Below are 22,036 nucleotides of genomic sequence, written 5' to 3' on the forward strand. Positions count from 1 at the left end.
GATGCGGTGCGGTGACGGGCCGCGGACACCCGGAACGGCTGCCCGCAGAACGCCTGTGACCTCCCGCCCTACCGTCCTTCCGCGCGGAGACCGTCACCCCGCCGGCACCGGCCGAGCCGGCCGCGCTACGCCGTGCCGTAGACGGCAGCCAGGTTGTCCTGGGCCGGGTGGGTGCGGCCCGCTGGCCCGGCGGCGAAGGCACGCAGCACGTTCTCGGTGACCCGGCGGACCAGGTCCCCGGCGTGCGAGTCGATGCCGTGGTCGGCCCGGCCGCCGCCGGGGCCGCGCGCTTCCAGCGCCTCGACCCAGCGCATCGTCCCGGTGGCGAACACCCCGGCACCGCTCGGCACGGTGTAGTAGGCGGTGTCGGAGTGGGAGTGCCGACCGTCGCAGACCACGGGGGAGTGGGCGATCACCTCGATCGGGCGGGGCGTGGGGAAGCCGGTGTTCACCCGGTCGTACTCCACCCCCACCAGGTGCGGGAAGGAGGCCCCGGCGGCGACGCCCGTCCCCTCGAAGGCCCAGTGGCCGGGCGAGGCGACCACGTACGGGGCGTCCACCGGATAGCCGTCGTAGATGACGCCGAGCATCGAGCTCTCCGGGTCGGCGTCGGGGGCGGCCCGGAAGTCGGTGGTCGCCGGGGCGCCGGCCCGCCGGCCCGGGTCCTGGGCCCAGGAGTCCTTGTAGCAGACCACCGTGCGGTCCGGCCCGAGGTCGGTGGGTTCGAACCGGACCCGGCGGAAGCAGCAGTTGGCACCCAGGACCGCCAGGTTGGTGCCGGCGTCCCGGGCCGCCGTCACGTGGGCGCGCTGCTCGGGCGACCAGTACTCGTCGTGGCCGAGCGAGAGCACGGCGCTCGCCCCGGCGAGCAGACCGGGCTCCCGGGCCACGTCGATGCCGGTGGTGTAGGCGAGCGGCAGGCCGAGCCGCTCGGCGAGGGCGACCAGCGGTGCCTCGTACACCAGGAACAGGCCGGCGCCGTGGTCGTAGTCGTACGGCCGGTCGAAGACGACCTCCAGCGAGCGGGTGGCCAGGCCGCCGGTCGGGCCGTTGTAGAGGCTGTAGCCGCCCCACTCGTTGTAGGCCTGCCAGGTCGCCGGGGCGCTCATCACCACGGTCCGGCCGGCGGTGGTGGCCGAGCGGACGGTGAGCGGGACGTAGCGGCGGCCGGAGCCGTCCTCGGCGTCCAGGCGCAGCAGGTAGGCGCCCTCGGGCCAGCCGGCGGTGTCCACCGCGAGGGTGCGCTGCCAGCCCGTCAGCACCGTGCGGGTCACCGGGTCCACGTGCGGTGCGGCCTGCTTGGTGCCGGGCACGTGCTCGCGGCGCCAGACCAGCCGGGCGCGGGCGCCGTCGTACCAGCCCATCCGGTAGGCGGAGACGGTGAACGCGGCGGCCGGGGTGGAGACGTGCAGGCCGAAGGTCTCGCCGGGCAGCACGCTGACCCGGTCGGCGAAGCCCTCGATGGCGCCGTCCGGGCCCGGGTCGGTGATCTCCCAGTCGGGGTTGCCGGGCAGGGACCGCTCGCTCTCCGGGCGGCCGTGCCCGTCGGCGGCCGGGCCGCCCGGGGCGGGACCGCTCGGCGTGGGGCCGCTCGGGGTGGGACCGCCGGTGGCGGCCTCGGCGGACGCCGGGGCGGACGGGTGCGCGGCGGGAGCCGGATCCGGGCGGCGGGGGCCGCAGGAGGTGACGGCCGCCGCCATCAGGCCCAGGCCCAGGATCCTCCGCCGACTCGGCTCCGCCACCGTGACCTCCGTGTCCTGCGGCCGGGTTCCCGGCCCGCTTCCTGGTCCTGCCCGTGTCCGGGGGTGCGTCAACCGGGCCGGGGCCGCGTCCTGCCGCGCCGGGCCGCCGTGTCGGTGCGCGCGGACATCCTCGCGTGTTTCACCAGGTCGTGCGGACCGCCGCGCCGGGCCCCGGTCACCGCCGGGGGCCGCGGCACCGACGGGAACCGCTCCGCGGCCGGGCGGGGCCGTACGGGCGCACCCCGGGCGTGTCGGCCCGCGCGCTGACCGGCGGGGGCGGGTCGGTCCCCTAGCCTGACCAGGCCCGCCGTCCGGCGGCCACCGGGGGGCCGGAGCGGTGCGCGTCCGGCCGAGACGTGGACAGGGGTGCACGTGGTTTCGTCGGGGTCGGCCGAACAGGGGGCGGCGTCCCCCTCCCGGCGCGAGCGGTTCCGGGCCTGGCTCCTGGAAGGCCTGTCGGACATGGCCAAGCAGCACCCCGGCCCGCATGCCGAGGCGCCGGCCGAGAAGGGCCAGCGCTGGTGGCGGGTCATGTGCCTGACGGGCCTGGACTACTTCTCCACGCTCGGCTACCAGCCGGGCATCGCCGCGCTCGCGGCCGGCCTGGTCTCGCCGCTGGCGACCATCGTGCTGGTGGTCGTCACCCTGCTCGGCGCGCTGCCCGTCTACCGCAGGGTCGCCCGGGAGAGCCCGCACGGCCAGGGCTCGATCGCGATGCTGGAGCGGCTGCTGTCGTTCTGGAAGGGCAAGCTCTTCGTGCTGACCCTGCTGGGCTTCGCGGCCACCGACTTCATGATCACCATCACCCTGTCCGCCGCCGATGCCAGCGCCCACCTGGTGGAGAACCCGCACGTCCACGCCGCCCTGGCCGGCAGGCAGATCACCCTGACCATGATCATGATCGCGCTGCTCGGCGCCGTCTTCCTCAAGGGCTTCAGCGAGGCGATCGGCCTGGCCGTGGTGCTGGTCGCGGTGTACCTCTCACTGAACGTGGTCGTGGTGGTCAACGGGCTCTGGCACGTGCTCAAGGCCCCGCACGTGTTCAGCGACTGGACCGACGCGCTCACGGTGGAGCACGGCAACGTGCTCGCGATGGTCGGCGTCGCCCTGATCGTCTTCCCGAAGCTGGCGCTCGGCCTGTCCGGTTTCGAGACCGGCGTCGCCGTGATGCCGCACATCGAGGGCGATCCGGACGACACCGAGGAGAAGCCCACCGGCCGCATCCGCGGCGCCCGCAAACTGCTGACCACCGCCGCCGTGATCATGAGCGCGTTCCTGATCACCACCAGCTTCATCACCACGCTGCTCATCCCGGCGGACCAGTTCAAGACCGGCGGCCAGGCCAACGGCCGGGCCCTCGCCTACCTCGCCCACCAGTACCTGGGCAGCACCTTCGGCAGCGTCTACGACCTGTCCACGATCGCCATCCTCTGGTTCGCCGGGGCCTCCGCGATGGCCGGGCTGCTCAACCTGATGCCGCGCTACCTGCCCCGCTACGGCATGGCCCCGCACTGGGCCCGGGCCGTGCGGCCGACCGTCATCGTGCTCACCCTGATCGCCTTCCTGGTCACCTGGATCTTCGACGCCAACGTGGACGCCCAGGGCGGTGCCTACGCCACCGGTGTGCTGGTGCTGATCAGCTCCGCCGCGATCGCCGTCACCATCGCCGCGCACCGGGCCGGGCAGCACCACTGGTGGATCGGCTTCGCGGCGATCTCCGCAGTGTTCCTCTACACCACGGTGGTGAACGTCGCCGAGCGGCCGGACGGCGTCAAGATCGGCGCCTGCTTCATCGGCGGCATCATGCTGGTCTCCTTCCTCTCCCGGCTCAAGCGCGCCTTCGAACTGCGCGTCACCGAGGTGGCGCTGGACGAGGTCGCGGAGCGGTTCGTCCGGGACTACACGCACCGGCCGCTACGGCTGATCGCCAACGAGCCGAACAGCCGGGACCTCGCCGAGTACCGCGACAAGATCCACCAGATCCGGCGGGACAACGACATCCCGGCCGAGGACGACCTGGTGTTCGTCGAGGTCACCGTGCTCGACCCGTCCGACTTCGAGGCCGAACTGACCGTGCGCGGCGAGGTGCTGCACGACCGCTACCGGGTGCTGGCGCTCCAGAGCTCCAGCGTGCCCAACGCGCTGGCCGCCCTGCTGCTCCAAGTGCGCGACCTCACCGGGCAGCAGCCGCACATCTACTTCGAGTGGACGGAGGGCAACCCCTTCGCCCAGTTCCTGCGGTTCTTCCTGTTCGGGCAGGGCGAGATCGCGCCCGTCACCCGCGAGGTGCTGCGGGAGGCCGAGCCGGACCGGTCACGGCGGCCGGCGGTGCACGTGGGCTGAGGAGGGGCCGGCCTGTGCCGTCGCCGGTGAACGCGGGCCGAGCACGGGCCGGTCCGTGCCGTCGCCGGTGCGCCCGGGGCGAGCCCGGGCGGCCCCTGCCGTCGGTGCCGCGGCCCGACGGGGCGGGACCGCCCGCTCGCGCGGTCAGCGACTGGGGTGGGACCTGCCCCACGCGGGTGCGACGAGGCCGATCAGGGCGACCGCGAAGGCGAGTTGCAGGATGTGGCGGATCCAGTCGACGCCCGAGGTGTGCCGGACGCCGATCCAGCCGGAGACGGCGTTGCCGAGCCAGGCCCCGGCGGCACCGAGCAGCATGGTCAGCCACCAGGGGATCGACTGCGGTCCGCGCAGGATCAGCTTGGCGATCACGCCGAGCACGAAGCCGATGAGCAGAATCCACAGGAGTTGGAACATCGCGGTCCACCTTCCGGGCACCACCCGGGCCGACGGCCCGGTGCGCCCAATCGCCGAAGACGCGGTTCGTCCCATGATCACCCGGATCGGCCGGGCGGGCACGTCGACGGGAATTTCCGCAGGTCAGCGGCGAGCGGACGGGTGGTCCCGGGCGGGGAAGGGCGAGAACGAGCCGACGGCCGGGCCGGAAAGCCGCTGTCCGTCACCGCGGTGGCACGGATAGGAATGGGCGGGACGCGGACGGGCCGCGTCACAGAGAGGAGTCGACCCTCGTGATACGCCTTCGTTCCCTCGCGCTCGCCCTGGGCTGTACCGCCACCGCGCTGACCCTGACCACCGGGACGGCCCAGGCCGCGCCCGGCGACACCAGCACCAGCTGCTCCTCCTCGCTGACGCCGAGCGGGTTCGTGGACGTCCAGTGGTGGAACAGCGCCGGCTGCGGCTCCGGGTTCACCCCGAACACCAAGAAGATCATGCAGCTGACCGGCTACCCGGTCGGCACCGTGGTCAACGCCTGCGCCTCCACCTGGCCGCCGGACGGCTGGACCATCGTGAGCACCTTCTACGGGTCCGGCTGCAACTACTCCGCGGTGCCGAGCCTGGAGAAGAACTCCTGGCAGCTCAAGCGCGTCTCCTGACGGGCGACCCCTGCCCTTCGTCCCCGGCGGGCGGCACCCGGCCGGGTGGCGGTGAGTGGTCGGGCGGGGCCCGGGGCGGCTTTCCCGGAGGCCTCCGGAGGCCCGGGTCTCAGCCCTCCCGGGCTTCAGTCCTCCCGGGCCATCGCCACGGCTTCGCGGACGTCCCGGTGCGGGTCGTCCGCCAAGCCGTCCAGCAGTTCGGCGACGCCCGGGGTGGACCAGCGGCACACCGCCCATACCAGGTCCGCCCGGACCTCCGGGTCCGGGTGGGCGGCCAGGCGGGCGAGCTGGTCCAGCGGGCCGCGGCGGCGCAGGCCGAACCAGTGCAGCGCGGCCCGCAGTTCGGCCGGATCGCCCGGATCGCCGGCTGCCGCGACCCGGGCGAGGAGGACCCGGCTGGGCGGCGGAGGGCCGTCCAGCGGGTGCGGGTGGCGCTCGCGCAGCCGACGGCTGCCGTACTCGCCGATGACCCGGCAGCCGGCGCAGGTGCAGGGCCGGGTGCCGTGGGCCCCCGGGAGGTAGCGCCAGCCGGCGACCTGCGGCACGGCGCGGATCCGGTGCACCTCGCGGGCGCCGACCGCGCGCGGCAGGAACACCTCCCACCCGCGGGGATCGGCCAGCGCCCCGATCCGCCGGACCGCCTCGGCCGCCCGGACCGGCCGCTGGGAGCCCCGGGCGCGGTCGCCGAAGTGGCCGGTCAGGACCTCCTGCTCGTCGCCCAGCCGGATGTGCACCGCGACCAGGGCGCCCTTGGGGCCGAACCGGGCCAGCTCGCGCAGCCACTGGTGGGTCAGCGTGTACGAGGGCAGCACCGGGAAGCAGTACACCCCGCGAGCCCCGCCCTGGCCCCGGCTGTCGGCGCGGATCCCGGCGCGGCGGACGCGTGGCGCGTTGGCCGCGGAGGTCAGGTGCACGAACATCGCCATGGGGCGCGATGGTAGCGAGCGGTGGCCGGGGGGTTCGAACGGTTTTCCCGGTGGTGCGGGCGGGCCGGTGCGGGTGTCGGGCGGTAGGCGGCGGGGCTCGGCCGGCGCGGTTCGGGCCGCGCGGTCCGGGTTGTTCGACCGAGCCGGTCAGACGGTGTTCGCGCGGCGTTCGATCAGGGCGGCCAGGCCGTCCAGGATGCGCTCCAGGCCGAATTCCAGTGCCTGGTCACGGCCCGCCGGGTCGGCCATGGCGGCGGCCACGGCGGGGAAGCGGTCGGCGTGCTCCTGGACCACGGTGCCGAGGGCGGCGAGGATCTCGGCCTCGGGGTTGCCGGCCGGGCCGGTGGCCCGGGACTGGGCGGCGATCCCGCGCACGTGCCCGGTGAGCAGGACGGCGGCGTCCATCCGCTCGGCGCCGGTCAGCCCCTGGCCGTCGAGGGCCGCCACCACCCCTTCCAGCCAGGCGAGTTCCCGCGGACCGAGCGCCCGAGTGCCGACCGTGGCGTCCAGCAGCCACGGGTGCCGGGTGAAGGAGGCCGCCAAGTGGTGGGCCCAGGTGGTGAGTTGCTCCCGCCAGTCGGCGCCCTCCGGTGCCGTCGGCGGTTGGTCGACGGCCGATTCGACCATCAGCGCGATGAGTTCGGCCTTGCCCGGGACGTAGCGGTAGAGCGACATCTTGGTGAAGTCCAGCAGCCCGGCCACCTTCTGCATGGAGACCGCGCCCAGCCCCTCCGCGTCGGCGACCTCGACCCCGGCCGCGGCGATCCGCTCCAGGCTGAGGGCCGGCTTCGGGCCCCGGGTCGGTTTGGCCGGGGGGCCCCAGAGCAGCCGCACCGCGTCGTTCGCCGCCTCGCCCATCGTCCGCTCCCGTCCTGAAGGTCCCGTCCTGCGGTTCCGCCGGGGTTTCCCGGCGGCGCTCCGTGTTCCGAACCGGCGTCTTCCTGGGGGGCTTGCCCTGCCGGTCCAACTGTGTCTACCGTACACAGCAACGAACAGTGTCCGCCAGACACAGTTTTACCCCTCTCGGACGGAGTGGTTCCCATGAGCACCAAGGTCCTGATCTCGGGCGCGAGCATCGCCGGCCCCGCGCTGGCCCACTGGCTGGGCCGGTACGGCTTCGAGGTGACCGTGGTCGAGCTGGCCCCCTCGCTGCGCGCAGGCGGCCAGGACGTCGACTTCCGCGGCCGCACCCACCTGACGGTGCTGGAGCGGATGGGCGTCCTGGAGGAACTGCGCGAGCTCGGCACCGGCGGCAGCCCGATGACCTTCGTCGACCCCGACGGGCGCCGGCTGCTGCACCTGCCGGCCGAGTTCGCGGGCGGCGACCTGGAGGTGCCGCGCGGTGAGCTGGCCCGGCTGCTCCACCGGCACAGCAGTGCCCGCGCGGAGTACGTCTTCGGCGACTCGGTCACGGCGCTGGAGGAGACCCCGGGCGCGGTCCGGGTCACCTTCCGGCGCGGGGCGCCACGCGAGTTCGACCTGGTGATCGGCGCCGACGGGCTGCACTCCACCGTCCGCCGGCTCGCGTTCGGCCCCGAGCGGCACTACGTGCGCCACCTCGGCTACTACGCGGCCACCTGGCAGCTGCCGAACGACCTCGGGCTGCCGGTCGGCGGGGTGGGCCTCAACGTGCCCGGCCGGCTGATGTCCGTCGGCGCCGCGCACCGCGACCCGGGCCGGGCCGGCGCGTTCTGCCTCTTCGCCTCGCCCGAGCTGCCCTACGACCGCCACGACCCGGCGTCGCAGCGGGCCCTGGTCAAGGCCGCCTTCGCGGGCCTCGGCTGGCGGGTTCCGTACCTGCTGGACAGCCTGGACGCGGCTCCCGAGCTGTACTTCGACTCGATCAGCCGTGCCGACGTGCCCGCCTGGTCGACCGGCCGGATCGCCCTGGTCGGCGACGCCGCCTGCGGCGCGACCATCGGGGGCATGGGCACCGGGACGGCGGTGGTGGCCGCGTACGTCCTCGCCGGTGAGCTGGCCCGGGCGCGGGGCGACCACCGGGCCGCCTTCGGCCGGTACGAGAAGCTGCTGCGCGGCTACGCCCGGGGCTGCCAGAAGGGCGGGGACCGGACCGGGCCCTTCCTCGCCCCGCGCACGGCGGCGGGACTGCGGTTCCGCAACGCGCTGCTGAACCGGCGCTGGGCGCTGGACCGGATGCTGGAGCTGGGCAAGCGGGTCAGCAGCGTCGAGCTGCCGGACTACGAGCGCGAGCTGTCCCGTCCGTCGACGGTCGCGGGCTGAGCGGGCGGGCTCCGAGCCGAGCCGCCTGTCGGAAGCGCGTTCGCCGGCCGGGCCCAAGGTCCCGTCCGTTCGGCCCCTTGGCCCCTGGCCATTCGCGCCGGGGCGGGGGATGCTGCCGGTACCGGTCAGGACGATCCGCGCCTGTTCGGACCAGCATCGTTGACGAGGTGAACCGGCGTGCGGCATGCCACCGTCGAATCCGTGATGACCAGCCCCGTGGTCCTGGTCTCGCCCGATACCGGGTTCCGGGAGATCGTGGCGCTGCTGAGCGAGTACGACATCACCGGTGTGCCCGTGGTGGATCCGGAGGGGCGGCCGCTCGGCGTGGTCTCGGAGGCCGACCTGCTGCGCACCCTGGCCGCGCAGGAGGACCCGGCCAGCCTGCTGCCCGCGCCCGAGTCGGCGCAGGCGGGCCCGGACGGCGAGGTGACCGCGGCCGACCTGATGACCGCGCAGCCGGTCTGCACCACCCCCGACGTCAGCGTGGTCGCGGCGGCCCGGACGATGAGCCGGCACGGCCTGAAGCGGCTGCCGGTGCTGGACGAGGAGGGCCGGGTCATCGGCATGGTCAGCCGCGGCGACCTGCTGCGGGTCTTCCTGCGCGAGGACATGGTGATCCGGCGGGAGATCGTCGAGGAGGTGCTCGGCCGGATCGACGGGGTGAGCCCGGCGGAGATCGGAGTGGAGGTCAACCAGGGGCGGGTGGTGCTCAGCGGCACCGTGCCCGAGTCGCACCTGGTGCCGATCGTGCTCAACCTGTGCCGCTCGGTGGACGGGGTGGTGTCGGTGACCGACCGGCTGGGCGCGGGGGGCGCGGCGGCGGTCGGCTGAGCGGCTGGTCGGGCGTGTCGGGCTGGGCGGCCGGCCGGTCGGCCGGGAGCCTCTTGCTGGTCGGCGGCGGGCCTCGGCGTCCGTCCCCGGAGACGAGCGAACCCGCCTCGCATACTGCGGAGGGTATCGGGTAACTCACCCTGTGTGCCCGGCGTGCGGACTGCCGGGACGCCGGAGCTTCGGGGAGGCGGCCGTGGCAGTCGTGTTCGACGCCGACTTCACTTCGACCAGTCAGTGGATCGCCGGGCGCAGCAGCGCCTATCCCCGGATGGGGCCGACCAATCGGAGCGACCACAAACTCGACTACCTCAGCCGCCAGTACTGCCCCGGTGGGGTGTTCGCGGCGACGAGGCGGCACAGCGGCGGGCTGTGGAGCTGCAACCTGCTGACCACCGAGGGCAGCCCGGACGGCTTCCAGCTCCACGCCGGGGACGTGCTGACGGCGAACGTGACCCTGCCCGTCGAACTGGGCGCCTGGCCGGCCATCTGGACCTGGCGGGACGGTGGCAACGAGGTTGACGTCTTCGAGTACCACCCCGACAACCCGGACCTGCTGGAGATCTCCAACCATGTCCGGGGCGGCTTCCGGTACTGGCACGGAGCGAGTGCCGGGATCGGCCCGGGCGCGACCTTCACCCTGCGGGTGGCGCTCGGCGCGCACTCGGTGGACTGGTACGTGGAGGACGAGCTGGTCTACGCGGACCTCCACGGGGTCGGAGCCGGGTGGTACGCCTATCTGATCGTCAATATGTCGGTGGCGGACGGGACGTACCATGCCAGACCGCCGCACGGCGGGCCGGACCGCCTGAGCTGGGTGTGCCACAGCCTCCGGGTCGAGCGCTGAGCGGACGGGGGCTACGGCCCGTGGGGCGCGAAGGCGGCGGTGATCGGACCGGGTGAGCCCCACCCGGCGCGGGGGTCGCGGGGCCCGCTCCCGGCGTCCGGGGCGGTGCGTCGCCCGGAGCGCTGGAACCAGACCGCCCGGCGGTACGGACCGATGTGGGCGGGGTCGGTCACGTACAGGTCGTCGCGAGGGGCGCGTTCGTTGCCCGGGGCGAGGGCCGCGTCCACGGCCCGGTCGGCGATCGCGCGCAGCAGGGCGGTGGCGGTGGCCTCGGCGGCGGCCGGTGCGATGGCGAGCGCGGTCAGTTCGGCCCAGAGATCGACGGCGACGTAGCCGATCGGGGAGTGTCCGAGTGCCGGGTGGGGGCGCGGGTCCAGGTGGCGCCGCAGCACCCCGGCGGCGACGAGCTGCTCGGGGGAGCGGTCGTCGGGCGACAGGTGGTGAGCCGGCGGCAGGTCGTGGGGCGCCGGTGGAAGCTGCGCCGTGGGCGGTTGGTGGGCCCTGGGTGGTTGGTGGGCCGTGGGCCACTGGGGGTGGGCCGTACGCGGCGGGTGGTGGTTCACGAGCGGCACGCTACCCGGGTGCGCGCCGGGTGGCGTGCCCGGCCGCCCTCCCATGCCCCCTCACGCCGCTTTCACCGGTGGCGGGCGCACGATGGTGGTAGGCGCTGCTCGCCTCGGAGGCCCGACGGGGCCGGAGGAGGAGGTCCTGATGAGGTACTGGCACGGCCGTGGCCACGTCGAGGGCGGCTGGGGCATGGGGCTGATGGCGTTCGGGACGCTGCTGTTCCTGGTGATCGTCGTGCTACTCGCGGTGGCTCTGTTCCGCTACGTGTCGCGCTCGCGGCAGCCGATTCCGCCCGGCAAACCGGGATCGGGCACCGGCGGGTCCGGGCCGGCGGGCCCCGGAGCCTGGGGCCGGACCGGATCGGCGGGGCCGACCGGCGAGGGGTACCAGGGTGGTGGAGGAGGCTCGGGGGTGGCCCCGGAGCAGCTGCTCGCGGAGCGGTTCGCCAAGGGGGAGATCGACGCGGAGGAGTACCGGCACAGGCTGGACACCCTGCGCTCGGCGAATCCCCCGGGTGGCGAATGACCCCCGGGTGCGGGGCGGGCCCGCCGCGTTCGATGCGGCGGCCCGCCCCGTCTATGGAAGCCTGGAGGCTATCCGGCGAGGGCGGTCACTCGACGACCAGCTCGACCGGGATGTTGCCCCGGGTGGCGCGGGAGTAGGGGCAGACCTCGTGCGCCTGCTTGACGAGCAGCTCGCCGGTCTCGCCCGTGAGGGCGTCGGGCAGCTCGACGCGCAGCACGGCGGCGAGGGCGAAGCCGGCCCCGTCCTTGCCGATGGAGACCTCGGCGGTCACCGAGACCTCGCTGGTGTCCACCCCGGCCTGACGGCCGACCAGGCCGAGGGCGCTGGCGAAGCAGGCGGCGTAACCGGCGGCGAAGAGCTGCTCCGGGTTGGTGCCCTGACCGTTGCCGCCGAGCGCGGGCGGCATGGCCAGGGCGAGGTCCAGCCGGCCGTCGGAGCTGACGGCGCGGCCCTCCCGGCCGTTCGCGGTGGCGGCTGCGGTGTAGAGCGCGTCCATGATCGCTTCCCTTCTGGTCCTGGATTCCGCTGACGGCGGCCGGTGCTGTGGCTGCCGTGCGTGATGCGTTGTGTCGCGGTGCTGCGGTGCTGCGGTGTCGCGGTGCATCTAGTGGCGGTGCGTTGCGATGCGATAAGTAGAGCATGCAATTCAATTGCGCACAACTTAATCGCGCGAGGGTGATCGGTACCATGGGTCCATGACCACCCCCTCCGGCATGGCGGACGAGGAACTCCTCCGTCTCGACCAGCAGATCTGCTTCTCGCTCAACGCGGCCTCCCGTGCCTTCGGCGGGGTGTACCGGGTGCTGCTGCGGGACCTCGGGCTGACCTACCCGCAGTATCTGGTCATGCTGGTGCTGTGGGAGGACGGCGAGCTGCCCGTCAAGCGGATCGGCGAGCGGCTGCGGCTGGACTCCGGGACGCTCTCGCCGCTGCTCAAGCGACTGGAGGCTGCCGGGCTGGTGCGCCGGGAGCGGAGCCCGGAGGACGAGCGGTCGGTCACAGTCCGGCTCACCGCCGAGGGGGACGCCCTGCGTGAGCGGGCCGGGCAGGTGCCGCGGCGGCTCCTCGCCGCGGCCGGACTGCCGGTCGAGGACCTGGCCGCGTTGCGCGGGCTGCTGGACCGGGTGACCGTCGCGCTGGACGCCGCGGAGGTCGAGCCGGCGCCGTAGGGGCGGGGCGGGGTCGCTGGGGCGTCCAGCGGGGGTGGGTGTGGGTGGGCGCCCGTGCGGATGCGGGTGGGGTGCGGCGGGGCTTGTCAAGTGGCTTCGTGACGGAATGTGATCTGGATCACATTACGGTCGGCGGGGCCTGGTCCGTGCGGGTGAACCGGCAGGTCAGCGGTGCTGTTCGAAAGTGAACGGAAACGTTCGCCGATTGTCCGCCCGATCCGGTCGACATCCCGCCTCTCCCGGACGGTTACACCACGAGCCCCCAAGGGGCCGTCGGCGTGCCACCCGGTGGGCCGGCCAGCTGACCCACGAAAGGGGGGCCCGCGTGAGAACTCCCGGGCCGGGCGAGGAGCGGAGCCTGAGGGCCGATCCGCTCGGCGGCCTGCCGAACGACTTCGAGGCCTTCTTCACCCGCGAGAACTCCGGCTACCTCCGCTACGCCCAGCAGCGGCTGGGGCACCGGGAGGACGCCCAGGACGCCGTCCAGAACGCGGGCGCCACGCTCTACAAGAACTGGCACCGGGCCCTGGCCAGCCCCGATCCGAAGGCCTTCGCGTTCAAGATCGTCAAGGATGCCGTGGTGGACGTGCTGCGGGAGCGCCGCCGCACCGAACGCAAGCGCCTGCGGGTGATCGCCCAGCGCCGACCGGACACCAGCCAGGACGAGCTCAACGAGCTCGCCGAACTGGACGCCCTGGACTGGGCGATGGAGGAACTCGCCCGGGCCGCGCCGATCCAGGCCGACGTGGTCCGGCTGCGCCAGGCCGGGCTGTCCTACCACGACATCGGACGGTCCCTCGGCATCGCGCACACCACCGCCCGCACCTACTACAGCCTCGGCCGCCGCCACCTGGAGTACCTGCTGGAGCACCCCGACGACGGTGGGGCGCGGACATGAGGGTCGTGGACCTGCTGCGTGCGCACGCCGTCGAGCTGGAGCGGGAGTTCGACGACCACGATCCGGTGGACTTCACGCGCCGGCTGGCCGAGCGGCTCGCCGCAGCCCGCCGCGCGGCCCCGGCCGTGCGCGAACGCCCGGCCCGGCCACCCGCCGCTGCCCGGCCGCCGCACGCCCCGGCCTCGGGGCCGAGCTCGGGGCCGAGCTCGGGGCCGAGCTCGGGGACGGGCGCCGCGGCGGGCTCGGGGCTCGGGACGGCGGTGGGTGCCGCCGGATCCGGTCCCGGAGCGGGTTCCGCTCCGGGGCCGGCCCCCGGGCAGCCCCGGTGGGCCGGGGAGCGGGCGGAGCTGCGGCGCGACCTGCGGCACCTGTGCGCCGGGGTGGCGGGCGCGGCGGAGCCCGGGGAACTGGCCCTGGACCTGGAGCTTGCCGAGAAGACGGCCTTCCGCACCCTCGGCTGCCTGCTGTACGGAATGGGCCGGACGGCGGACGGCGTCTTCTGGTGGCGGATAGCGGCCCAGTACGGGGACCAGCTGGCCGTGCACTGCCTGGCGGTGCACTACACGGCCGAGGGCGAGCGGCGTGACGCGGCCCGCTGGGCCGCCCAGGCCCAGGACCTCAGCGCCCCGGAACGGCTGCCGGAGCTGGCGCCGGAGGTCCGGCCGGGCGGTGCGGCGGAGCTGGCCCGGGTGCTGGCGGAGCGCTATGACGGCGAGATCCTGCTGACGGTGAGGGAATCGGTGGCGTCGCGGCCCAGGGCGTTGCCGGGAAGGCTCGGGGTCCGGGCGGTCCGGGGGCGGGGGGTGGTGCGGATCCGGTGACGGAGCGAGGCGGGTCGGGGGTGCGCGAGGCGGGCCGCGGGCGGGCCGGGAGGCGGTGGTGCGGTCCGGCGCCGCTCGCTTGCGTGCGTGCGGGGGTGCTCAGGTGAGGCCGGAGACGGCGGCGCCCAGGTAGTCCGCGCCGAGCAGCAGGGGGACGGCGACCATGATGGCCGCTTGGTGCGCGGCCGTCCAGGCCCGCCATTCGCCGAGGGCGCGCCGCGCGCGGTCGCTGCCCCGGAGGTGGACCGCGAGGGGCAGCAGGGTGCCCAGCGAACCGAGCAGTACCAGCGCGGCGGCGGCCGTCGCCTTGGCCCCGGCGCCGGTGGGGACCGCTGCGATCGATGCGGCCCCGCCGACGGCCGGGACGAGGGTCTTCGGGTGGGTCACGACCAGGGCGGCGGCGAGCCCGGCGGACCGGACGGCGGTCAGCCGGTCGATCGAGAGCAGCCAGGTCGGCGGCGCGGTGACCCGGCCGGGCCGCGGGCGCTCCCGCCACTGCCGGGCGGCCAGCAGCAGGAGCAGGGCGCCGAGGACGAGCTTCAGCCAGGACAGCCGGGTCGGCGTGGTGCGGACGGGGCTCAGCGCGCCGCCGACCGCCACGACGGTGCTCACCACCGCGGCCAGGCCGAGCACCCAGCCGAGCGTGAAGGCGGCGCCGTTGGTCCGGCCGCGCGGTGAGGCGAGGACCAGGAGCACGGCGATCAGCGGCAGTGGACTGAGCGCGACCGCCGCCGCCGAGGCCAGCATCGGGCCGACCGTCTCACCCATCCCCGGACCTGCCTTCCCCGTCGCCGCGCGCCGTCCGCCATTCAGCTACCGGAGGACGGACGCCGCGCGGCCTGTTCCGCCGTCCGGGTGAGGGCGGGGGAAGGCTCCACGGGACGGGTGCGAGCGGCGGTGGTGAGAACGGCGACGGCGAGAGCCGCGACGGTGCCGGCGACGGCGGGGAGAGGAACGGCGGAGGGCCGTCTCACCACGGGGGTGCGACGGCCCTCGGCGGGCAGGAGGCGTCAGTCCGTGCCGGACTCGATCGCCGCGTGGTCGAGGGCGGTGGGGTCCTCCTCGTCACCGGTGCCGGCCGCGATGGGGGCGGCACCGCCCGGGGCGAGCTCGCCGATCAGGCCGCTCCACGGCGCCAGCTGGCCGTGCACCGCGTACTGCTCCAGCTTGCTGCGCGAGTCGGCGATGTCGAGGTTGCGCATGGTCAGCTGGCCGATGCGGTCGTCCGGGACGAACGCGGCGTCCACGCTGCGCTCCATCGACAGCTTCTCAGGGTGGTAGCTGAAGTTGGGGCCCTGGGTGTCGATGACCGAGTAGTCCTGGCCGCGCCGCAGCCGCAGGGTGACGCTGCCGGTGACCGGGTGGCCGATCCAGCGCTGGATGCTGTCCCGGAGCATCAGCGACTGCGGGTCGAACCAGCGGCCCTCGTAGAGCAGCCGGCCGAGCCGCCGGCCCTGGGTGTGGTACGTGGCGATGGTGTCCTCGTTGTGGATGGCGTTGAGCAGCCGCTCGTAGGCGATGTGCAGCAGCGCCATGCCGGGGGCCTCGTAGATGCCGCGGCTCTTGGCCTCGATGATGCGGTTCTCGATCTGGTCCGACATGCCCAGACCGTGCCGCCCGCCGATGGTGTTGGCCTCGTGGACCAGGTCGACGGCGCTGGCGAACTCCCGGCCGTTGATCCGGACCGGGCGGCCGAACTCGAACTCGACGGTGACGTCCTCGGTCTGGATCTCGACCTCGGGGTCCCAGAAGGCCACGCCCATGATCGGGCTGACGATCTCCAGGGAGGCGTCCAGGTACTCCAGCCGCTTGGCCTCGTGCGTGGCGCCCCAGATGTTGGCGTCGGTGGAGTAGGCCTTCTCGGCGGAGTCCCGGTACGGGAGGTCCCGCTCGGCCAGCCACTCGGACATCTCCTTGCGGCCGCCGAGCTGGTCGACGAACGCCTGGTCCAGCCAGGGCTTGTAGATCCGCAGGTTCGGGTTGGCGAGCAGGCCGTAGCGGTAGAACCGCTCGATGTCGTTGCCCTTGTAGGTGGAGCCGTCGCCCCAGATGGAGACGCCGTCCTCCTGCATGGCACGCACCAGCAGGGTCCCGGTCACGGCGCGGCCGAGCGGGGTGGTGTTGAAGTACGTCTGGCCGGCGGAGCGGATGTGGAAGGCACCGCAGGCGAGGGCGGCCAGGCCCTCCTCCACCAGGGCGGCCCGGCAGTCGACCAGCCGGGCCTGCTCGGCGCCGTACGCACGGCCCCGGGCCGGGACGTCGGCGAGGTTCGGCTCGTCGTACTGGCCGATGTCGGCCGTGTAGGCGTAGGGGAAGGCACCGTGCTCGCGCATCCACGCGACGGCGACGGACGTGTCCAACCCGCCGGAGAATGCGATGCCGATCCGTTCACCGACCGGAAGCTTGCTCAAGACCTTCGACATGGATGCACCCTTGACCCGCGCGAGCGGGCCCCTGATCTAGCGACGTGTGACGGGATTCGGCGTAATCGATCCGATGCCTGAACTCTGGCATAGATTTGCAGAGCAATGCAAGGGCATACGGAATCTCGGATGGTCGCGAGGGCCGCGCGGCAGCCGGGTGCTTCTTCTTCCGGACCTCTTCCGGACGCGGCTCGCCCCCGGCCGTCCGAGGGCGGACGGCCGGGGGCGACCGGTGGATCCGGGGCGGTCCCGGGGTCAGGAACCGGCCCGGCGCTTGTTGTAGACGTCGAAGCCGACGGCCACGAGCAGCACCAGGCCCTTGATCACCTGCTGGTAGTCGGTGCCGACGCCGACCAGCGACATGCCGTTGTTGAGCACGCCGAGCACCAGGCCGCCGATGATGGCGCCGAGCACGGTGCCCACGCCGCCGCTGGCCGAGGCACCGCCGATGAAGGCGGCGGCGATCGCCTCCAGCTCGAAGTTGATGCCGGCCTGCGGGGTGCCGGCGTTGAGCCGCGCGGCGAAGACCAGCCCGGCCAGCGCCGCGAGCACGCCCATGTTGGTGAAGGCGAGGAAGACGACCCGCTTGCTCTTCACCCCGGACAGCTCGGCCGCCGCCTCGTTGCCGCCGATGGCGTAGGTGTGCCGCCCGATGATCGAGTTGCGCATCAGGTAGCCGAAGCCGACCAGCAGCGCGCCGAGGATCAGCAGCACGATCGGCACGCCGTGGTAGCTGGCCAGCAGCAGGGTGAAGACCACCACGGCCGCGGTGATCACGGCGAGCTTGGTCAGGAACAGCGGGAGCGGGAGCGGCTCCAGCCCGTACGAGACGGTCTGCCGCCGGCCGCGCACCTCCTGGACGACCGCGACGGCCAGCACCGCGAGGCCCAGCAGCAGGGTGAGGTTGTGGTAGTCGGTGTGCGGCCCGACCTCGGGGAGGAAGCCGCTGCTGATGCTCTGGAAGCCCTTGGGGAACGGCGCCACCGACTGGCCCTGGAGCAGGATCTGGGTGCCCCCGCGGAACAGCAGCATGCCCGCGAGGGTGACGATGAAGGACGGGATGCCGAGGTAGGCGATCCAGAAGCCCTGCCAGGCGCCGGCGAGGGCGCCGATGATCAGGGCGGCCAGCACGGCCACCGGCCACGGCAGGTCGTGCTTGACCATCATCACCGCGGCGGCGGCCCCGATGAAGGCGGCCAGCGAGCCCACCGAGAGGTCGATGTGCCCGGCGATGATGACGATCATCATCCCGATCGCCAGGATCAGGATGTAGCCGTTCTGCTGGATCAGGTTGGTGATGTTGAGCGGCTGGAGCAGGATGCCGTCCGTCCAGACCTGGAACAGCAGCACGATCAGCGCGAGCGCGACCAGCATGCCGTACTGGCGCACGTTGCCGCGCAGCGCGCGGGCCAGCACGGCGCCGAGGGAGGGACTGGGGCCGTCCTGCGCTGCCCGCGGGGACGAATCCTGGATGATCTCGGTCTGGGCCATGCCTCACACCTGCTCGTTGCTGGATGCGGCGCTCGTGGTCATGAGCCGCATGAGGGATTCCTGGGTGGCGTGGGCACGGGCGACCTCGCCGGTGATCCGGCCTTCGGCCATGGTGTAGATCCGGTCGCACATGCCCAGGAGTTCGGGGAGTTCGGACGAGATGACGAGCACCGCCTTGCCCTCGGCGGCCAGCTCGGCGATGACGGTGTAGATCTCCGCCTTGGCGCCGATGTCGATGCCGCGGGTGGGCTCGTCGAGGATCAGCACCTCCGGCTCGGTGAAGATCCACTTGCTGAGGACGACCTTCTGCTGGTTGCCGCCGCTGAGCGTGCCGGTCCGGGTGAACACCGTCGGGGCCTTGATGTTCATGGTGCGCCGGAAGCCCTCGGCGACCCGGGCCTCCTGGTGCCGGTCCACCCGGCCCTTGCGGGCGACCTTGTGCAGCGCGCTCAGCGAGATGTTCCGGCTGATGTCGTCGATGAGGTTGAGGCCGAGGTGCTTGCGGTCCTCGGTGACGTACGCGATGCCGTGGCCGATCGCCTCGGGCACCGTCCGGGTGCGGATCTCGCGGCCGTGCAGCCGCACCCGGCCGGAGGCCCACCGGCCGTACGAGCGGCCGAAGACGCTCATCGCCAGCTCGGTGCGGCCGGCGCCCATCAGGCCGGCGATGCCGACGATCTCGCCGCGCCGCACGTTCAGCGAGGCGCCGTCCACCACTGTGCGCTGCTGGTCGATCGGGTGCCGGACGCTCCAGTCCTCGATCTCGAAGGCGACCTCGCCGAGGTCGGGGCTGCGCTCGGGGTAGCGGTGCTCCAGGTCGCGGCCGACCATGCCGCGGATGATCCGGTCCTCGGAGATGCCCTCGGGGCCGATCGCGATGGTCTCGATGGTCCGACCGTCGCGCAGGATGGTCACGGCGTCCGCGACCCGGGCGATCTCGTTCAGCTTGTGCGAGATGATGATGCAGGAGATGCCCTGCGCCTTGAGTTCGAGGATCAGGTCCAGCAGCTTGCGGCTGTCCTCGTCGTTCAGCGCGGCGGTCGGCTCGTCCAGGATGAGCAGCCTGACCTTCTTGGCCAGCGCCTTGGCGATCTCGACCAGCTGCTGCTTGCCCACGCCGAGGTCGGCGATCCGGGTGTGCGGGTTCTCGTCGAGGCCGACCTGGCGCAGCAGTTCGGCGGCGTGGGTGAGCGTGCGGTGCCAGCTGATGATGCCGCGGGAGGCGTGCTCGTTGCCGAGGAAGACGTTCTCGGCGACGGACAGGTACGGCACCAGCGCCAGTTCCTGGTGGATGATGACGATGCCGCGCTGCTCGCTGGCCCGGATGTCCCTGAACCGGCAGGGCTCGCCCTCGAAGAGGATCTCGCCCTCGTAGGAGCCGTGCGGGTGGACCCCGCTCAGCACCTTCATCAGGGTGGACTTGCCGGCGCCGTTCTCGCCGCAGATGGCGTGCACCTCGCCGGCGGCGACGGTCAGGTTGACCTCGGAGAGCGCCTTGACGCCGGGGAACGACTTGCTGATCGACCGCATTTCGAGAACGGGTCCAGCCATGGGTGTGCGTCCGTATTCGTTCGGGGCGGTGCGGTGGGGAGGCCCCGGGCTCCGTGGAGCCCGGGCCGCGCACCGCCGGTTCGGCGCGGGGCCCGTCGACCGGGCCCCGTGGGCTACTTGAGCTGGTCCGCGGTGAACTGGCCGCTGTCGACCAGGACCTTCTGGTAGTTCTCCTTGTCGACGTTGACCGGCTGGAGCAGCTGCGCCGGGACGACCTTCACGCCGTTGTCGTACTGGGTGGTGTCGTTGACCTCGGGCTTGCCGCCGGTCAGCAGCGCGTCGCCCATCTGGACGGCGACCTTGGAGAGTTGCCGGGTGTCCTTGTAGACGGTCTGGGCTCGCCCGCGATGATCGACTTCACGGAGGCCAGGTCGGCGTCCTGGCCCGTGACGATCGGCAGCGACTTGGCGGTGCCGTAGCCGACGCTCTTGAGCGAGGAGAGGATGCCGATCGAGATGCCGTCGGACGGCGAGAGCACGGCGTCGACGTGGGCGGAGGTGTAGGCCTTGCTCAGCAGGTTGTCCATCCCGGACTGGGCGTTGCCGCCGTTCCAGCGCAGCGTGGCGATCTGGTTGAACTCGGTCTGGCCGCTCTGCACGACCAGCTTCTTCTGGTCGATGTACGGCTTGAGGACGCTCATCGCGCCGTTGAAGAAGAAGGTGGCGTTGTTGTCGTCCGGCGAGCCGGCGAACAGCTCGATGTTGAACGGGCCCTTGCCGTCCTTGAGGCCGAGCTTGTCGACGATGTAGCTGCCCTGGAGGACCCCGACCTTCTCGTTGTCGAAGGTCGCGTAGTAGTCGACGTTGGCCGTGCCGCGGATCAGCCGGTCGTAGGAGATCACCGGGATGTGGGCGTCGGCGGCCTTCTGCAGCACGTTGGTGAGGGACGAGCCGTCGATGGCGGCGATCACCAGGAGCTTGGCGCCCTTGGTGATCATGTTCTCCACCTGGGAGACCTGGTTCTCCACCACGTCGTCGCCGTACTGCAGGTCGGTCTTGTAGCCCTTGGCCTGGAACTCCTTGACCATGTTGTTGCCGTCGTTGATCCAGCGTTCCGACGACTTGGTCGGCATCGCGATGCCGACCAGGCCGCCCTTGGCACCGCCCTTGGCGGGGCCGTCGCCGACACCGTTGGCGCTCTGTCCGCACGCCGCCAGCGAGAGCACCAGGCCCGCGGCGACGAGGCCCGCCGAAATCTTCCGCACAGTTCCTCCAGTGATGATCCGCGACCGGGCACAGCGCACCCCTGGTGGGCGGCTGGGAGCGGTCGAGCGGGGGCCGGCCGGAGCGGTTTCCCGGGTGGGGGGAGCAGGGGGCTCGGCCTGGCGTCACATGAGTGTTAACGCTCACACTAGAACCGTCAAGAGACCTTTGGATCACGGTTCGGTACCTGACGGGCGGCCGCGCCCGGGGGCTCGGCCGCCGCCGGATCGCGGGGGCCGGGACCTGGTGTGGAACCGGTCGCGTACTGTGGTCCAAACCGAGGAGGGAACTGCGAGTGGGAACCGACGGTACGGAGACGGAACAGCGCCAGCCCGTGATGGCGGACGTGGCGAAACTGGCCGGAGTGTCCCACCAGACGGTCTCCCGCGTGCTCAACGGAGCCCCGCACGTGCGGCCGGGCACCCGCGAGCGGGTGCTGGCCGCGATCCGGGAGCTCGACTACCGGCCCAACTCCGCCGCGCGCGCCCTGGTCACCCGCCGGTCGCAGACGCTCGGCGTGGTCAGCTTCGACTCGACGCTCTACGGGCCCGCGGCGATGCTGGAGGGCATCGAGCAGGCCGCGCGCAGCGCCGGGTACTTCGTGAGCGTGACCAGTCTGCGCTCCCTGGACGGCCGTTCGGTCCAGGAGGCGGTCGACCGGCTGCGCGACCAGGGCGTGGAGGGCGTCGTCGTGATCGCCCCGCAGACCTCGGCCGTCAGCGCGGTGGCCCGGATCTCCACCTCGGTGCCGCTCGTCGCGGTCGGCTCGGGAGACCAGGTCCGGGTGCCCATGGTGTCGGTGGGCAACCGCTCCGGCGCCGAGTCGGCCACCCGGCACCTGCTCGACCTGGGGCACCGCACCGTCCATCACCTGGCCGGGCCGGCCAACTGGCTGGAGAGCCAGGACCGGGAGGACGGCTGGCGCCGTACGCTGGAGGCGGCCGGAGTCGTCGTGCCGCACGTGGAGCGCGGCGACTGGAGCGCCCGCTCGGGCTACCAGGCGGGGCTGCGGATCGCCGAACTGCGGGACGTCACCGCCGTCTTCTGCGCCAACGACCACATGGCCCTCGGCCTGCTGCGCGCGCTGCACGAGGCCGGCCGGTCCGTCCCGGGCGACATCAGCGTGGTCGGTTTCGACGACATCCCGGAGGCCGCCTACTTCAGCCCGCCGCTGACCACGGTGCGGCAGGACTTCGGCGAACTCGGCCGCAGGGCACTGGAGTTGCTGGTCGGAGAGCTGGGGGGCGCGGGGAGCTCCCGGACCCATGTGCAGATCGCGCCGGAGATGGTGCTGCGGCGCAGCGTGGGCCCCGTCAGCCGCCGCTGAGCGGGGTCGGGGGGGGGGGGGGGGGGAAGACAACACAAAGGAAAAACACAAGTCACTCCCCGGTGTCGGGGCTTGCGGGACGA

Annotated in this window: 20 protein-coding genes and 1 pseudogene; 10 read left to right on the plus strand and 11 right to left on the minus strand. The window is 73.1% G+C overall.

Annotation, left to right across the window (positions count from 1 at the left end; all coding sequences use genetic code 11):
* Positions 1 to 125 precede the first annotated feature (125 nt).
* Positions 126 to 1,700 carry a N,N-dimethylformamidase beta subunit family domain-containing protein gene (locus ACZ55U_RS04715; protein ID WP_465522615.1) on the minus strand — a complete coding sequence of 525 codons (1,575 nt, stop codon included), beginning with the start codon at positions 1,698 to 1,700 and terminating at the stop codon, positions 126 to 128.
* A gap of 504 nt (positions 1,701 to 2,204) precedes the next feature.
* Here ACZ55U_RS04715 and ACZ55U_RS04720 point away from each other — a divergent pair.
* Positions 2,205 to 4,085 carry an APC family permease gene (locus tag ACZ55U_RS04720; protein WP_465522417.1) on the plus strand — a complete coding sequence of 627 codons (1,881 nt, stop codon included), beginning with the start codon at positions 2,205 to 2,207 and terminating at the stop codon, positions 4,083 to 4,085.
* A gap of 144 nt (positions 4,086 to 4,229) precedes the next feature.
* Here ACZ55U_RS04720 and ACZ55U_RS04725 read toward each other — a convergent pair whose 3' ends face one another.
* On the minus strand, positions 4,230 to 4,499 hold the full coding sequence (locus ACZ55U_RS04725) for a GlsB/YeaQ/YmgE family stress response membrane protein (protein WP_465522419.1): 270 nt from the start codon (positions 4,497 to 4,499) through the stop codon (positions 4,230 to 4,232).
* A 272-nt stretch (positions 4,500 to 4,771) separates the two neighbouring features.
* Between ACZ55U_RS04725 and ACZ55U_RS04730 the strand changes: the two genes are divergently transcribed.
* The gene (locus ACZ55U_RS04730) at positions 4,772 to 5,137 is read left to right on the plus strand and encodes a hypothetical protein (protein WP_465522421.1); all 366 of its coding nucleotides are present in this window, start codon (positions 4,772 to 4,774) and stop codon (positions 5,135 to 5,137) included.
* A gap of 125 nt (positions 5,138 to 5,262) precedes the next feature.
* Here the strand turns inward: ACZ55U_RS04730 and ACZ55U_RS04735 are convergent, their stop codons facing one another.
* Entirely contained in the window at positions 5,263 to 6,063 is an 801-nt protein-coding gene (locus ACZ55U_RS04735) for a HEAT repeat domain-containing protein (protein ID WP_465522423.1), read from the minus strand.
* Positions 6,064 to 6,210: 147 nt separating this feature from the next.
* A complete protein-coding gene (locus ACZ55U_RS04740; RefSeq protein WP_465522425.1) occupies positions 6,211 to 6,921 on the minus strand; it encodes a TetR/AcrR family transcriptional regulator C-terminal domain-containing protein in 711 nt (236 codons plus the stop codon).
* Between the two features lie 183 nt (positions 6,922 to 7,104).
* Between ACZ55U_RS04740 and ACZ55U_RS04745 the strand changes: the two genes are divergently transcribed.
* From ACZ55U_RS04745 to ACZ55U_RS04755, 3 genes are all read left to right on the plus strand, one after another.
* The gene (locus tag ACZ55U_RS04745; protein ID WP_465522427.1) at positions 7,105 to 8,304 is read left to right on the plus strand and encodes an FAD-dependent monooxygenase; all 1,200 of its coding nucleotides are present in this window, start codon (positions 7,105 to 7,107) and stop codon (positions 8,302 to 8,304) included.
* Positions 8,305 to 8,508: 204 nt separating this feature from the next.
* The gene (locus ACZ55U_RS04750) at positions 8,509 to 9,135 is read left to right on the plus strand and encodes a CBS domain-containing protein (protein WP_465522429.1); all 627 of its coding nucleotides are present in this window, start codon (positions 8,509 to 8,511) and stop codon (positions 9,133 to 9,135) included.
* Between the two features lie 193 nt (positions 9,136 to 9,328).
* Positions 9,329 to 9,979, plus strand: a complete 651-nt coding sequence (locus ACZ55U_RS04755) for a LamG domain-containing protein (RefSeq protein WP_465522431.1) — start codon at positions 9,329 to 9,331, stop codon at positions 9,977 to 9,979.
* 11 nt (positions 9,980 to 9,990) lie between these two features.
* On the opposite strand, the gene ACZ55U_RS04760 is transcribed toward ACZ55U_RS04755, so the two are convergent.
* A complete protein-coding gene (locus tag ACZ55U_RS04760; protein ID WP_465522433.1) occupies positions 9,991 to 10,542 on the minus strand; it encodes a hypothetical protein in 552 nt (183 codons plus the stop codon).
* 148 nt (positions 10,543 to 10,690) lie between these two features.
* Between ACZ55U_RS04760 and ACZ55U_RS04765 the strand changes: the two genes are divergently transcribed.
* A complete protein-coding gene (locus ACZ55U_RS04765) occupies positions 10,691 to 11,071 on the plus strand; it encodes a hypothetical protein (protein ID WP_465522435.1) in 381 nt (126 codons plus the stop codon).
* Between the two features lie 85 nt (positions 11,072 to 11,156).
* Here the strand turns inward: ACZ55U_RS04765 and ACZ55U_RS04770 are convergent, their stop codons facing one another.
* A complete protein-coding gene (locus ACZ55U_RS04770) occupies positions 11,157 to 11,567 on the minus strand; it encodes an organic hydroperoxide resistance protein (protein ID WP_465522437.1) in 411 nt (136 codons plus the stop codon).
* A gap of 199 nt (positions 11,568 to 11,766) precedes the next feature.
* Here ACZ55U_RS04770 and ACZ55U_RS04775 point away from each other — a divergent pair, with 199 nt between their 5' ends.
* The 3 genes from ACZ55U_RS04775 to ACZ55U_RS04785 all read left to right on the plus strand — a co-directional run bounded on the left by ACZ55U_RS04775 (position 11,767) and on the right by ACZ55U_RS04785 (position 13,959).
* A complete protein-coding gene (locus ACZ55U_RS04775) occupies positions 11,767 to 12,240 on the plus strand; it encodes a MarR family winged helix-turn-helix transcriptional regulator (protein WP_465522439.1) in 474 nt (157 codons plus the stop codon).
* A gap of 325 nt (positions 12,241 to 12,565) precedes the next feature.
* Positions 12,566 to 13,138 (plus strand): RNA polymerase sigma factor, encoded by a 573-nt coding sequence (locus tag ACZ55U_RS04780; RefSeq protein ID WP_465522441.1) that lies wholly within the window; start codon positions 12,566 to 12,568, stop codon positions 13,136 to 13,138.
* The gene (locus tag ACZ55U_RS04785; RefSeq protein ID WP_465522443.1) at positions 13,135 to 13,959 is read left to right on the plus strand and encodes a hypothetical protein; all 825 of its coding nucleotides are present in this window, start codon (positions 13,135 to 13,137) and stop codon (positions 13,957 to 13,959) included. Before ACZ55U_RS04780 ends, ACZ55U_RS04785 begins: the two co-directional genes overlap by 4 nt.
* Before the next feature lie 99 nt (positions 13,960 to 14,058).
* Here ACZ55U_RS04785 and ACZ55U_RS04790 read toward each other — a convergent pair whose 3' ends face one another.
* From ACZ55U_RS04790 to chvE, 5 genes and pseudogenes are all read right to left on the minus strand, one after another.
* Positions 14,059 to 14,727 (minus strand): GAP family protein, encoded by a 669-nt coding sequence (locus tag ACZ55U_RS04790; protein ID WP_465522445.1) that lies wholly within the window; start codon positions 14,725 to 14,727, stop codon positions 14,059 to 14,061.
* A gap of 242 nt (positions 14,728 to 14,969) precedes the next feature.
* Complete coding sequence (argG, locus tag ACZ55U_RS04795; RefSeq protein WP_465522447.1) at positions 14,970 to 16,382, minus strand: argininosuccinate synthase; 1,413 nt, start codon at positions 16,380 to 16,382, stop codon at positions 14,970 to 14,972.
* Positions 16,383 to 16,637: 255 nt separating this feature from the next.
* A complete protein-coding gene (gene mmsB, locus ACZ55U_RS04800; protein WP_465522449.1) occupies positions 16,638 to 17,873 on the minus strand; it encodes a multiple monosaccharide ABC transporter permease in 1,236 nt (411 codons plus the stop codon).
* 3 nt (positions 17,874 to 17,876) lie between these two features.
* The gene (gene mmsA / locus ACZ55U_RS04805) at positions 17,877 to 19,424 is read right to left on the minus strand and encodes a multiple monosaccharide ABC transporter ATP-binding protein (protein ID WP_465522451.1); all 1,548 of its coding nucleotides are present in this window, start codon (positions 19,422 to 19,424) and stop codon (positions 17,877 to 17,879) included.
* 113 nt (positions 19,425 to 19,537) lie between these two features.
* Positions 19,538 to 20,628 (minus strand): annotated as a pseudogene (gene chvE, locus ACZ55U_RS04810) (multiple monosaccharide ABC transporter substrate-binding protein).
* A 335-nt stretch (positions 20,629 to 20,963) separates the two neighbouring features.
* Here chvE and ACZ55U_RS04815 point away from each other — a divergent pair.
* Entirely contained in the window at positions 20,964 to 21,953 is a 990-nt protein-coding gene (locus ACZ55U_RS04815) for a LacI family DNA-binding transcriptional regulator (RefSeq protein WP_465522617.1), read from the plus strand.
* Positions 21,954 to 22,036: the final 83 nt, after the last annotated feature.

It is taken from the genome of Kitasatospora sp. NPDC034533, assembly GCF_055575155.1.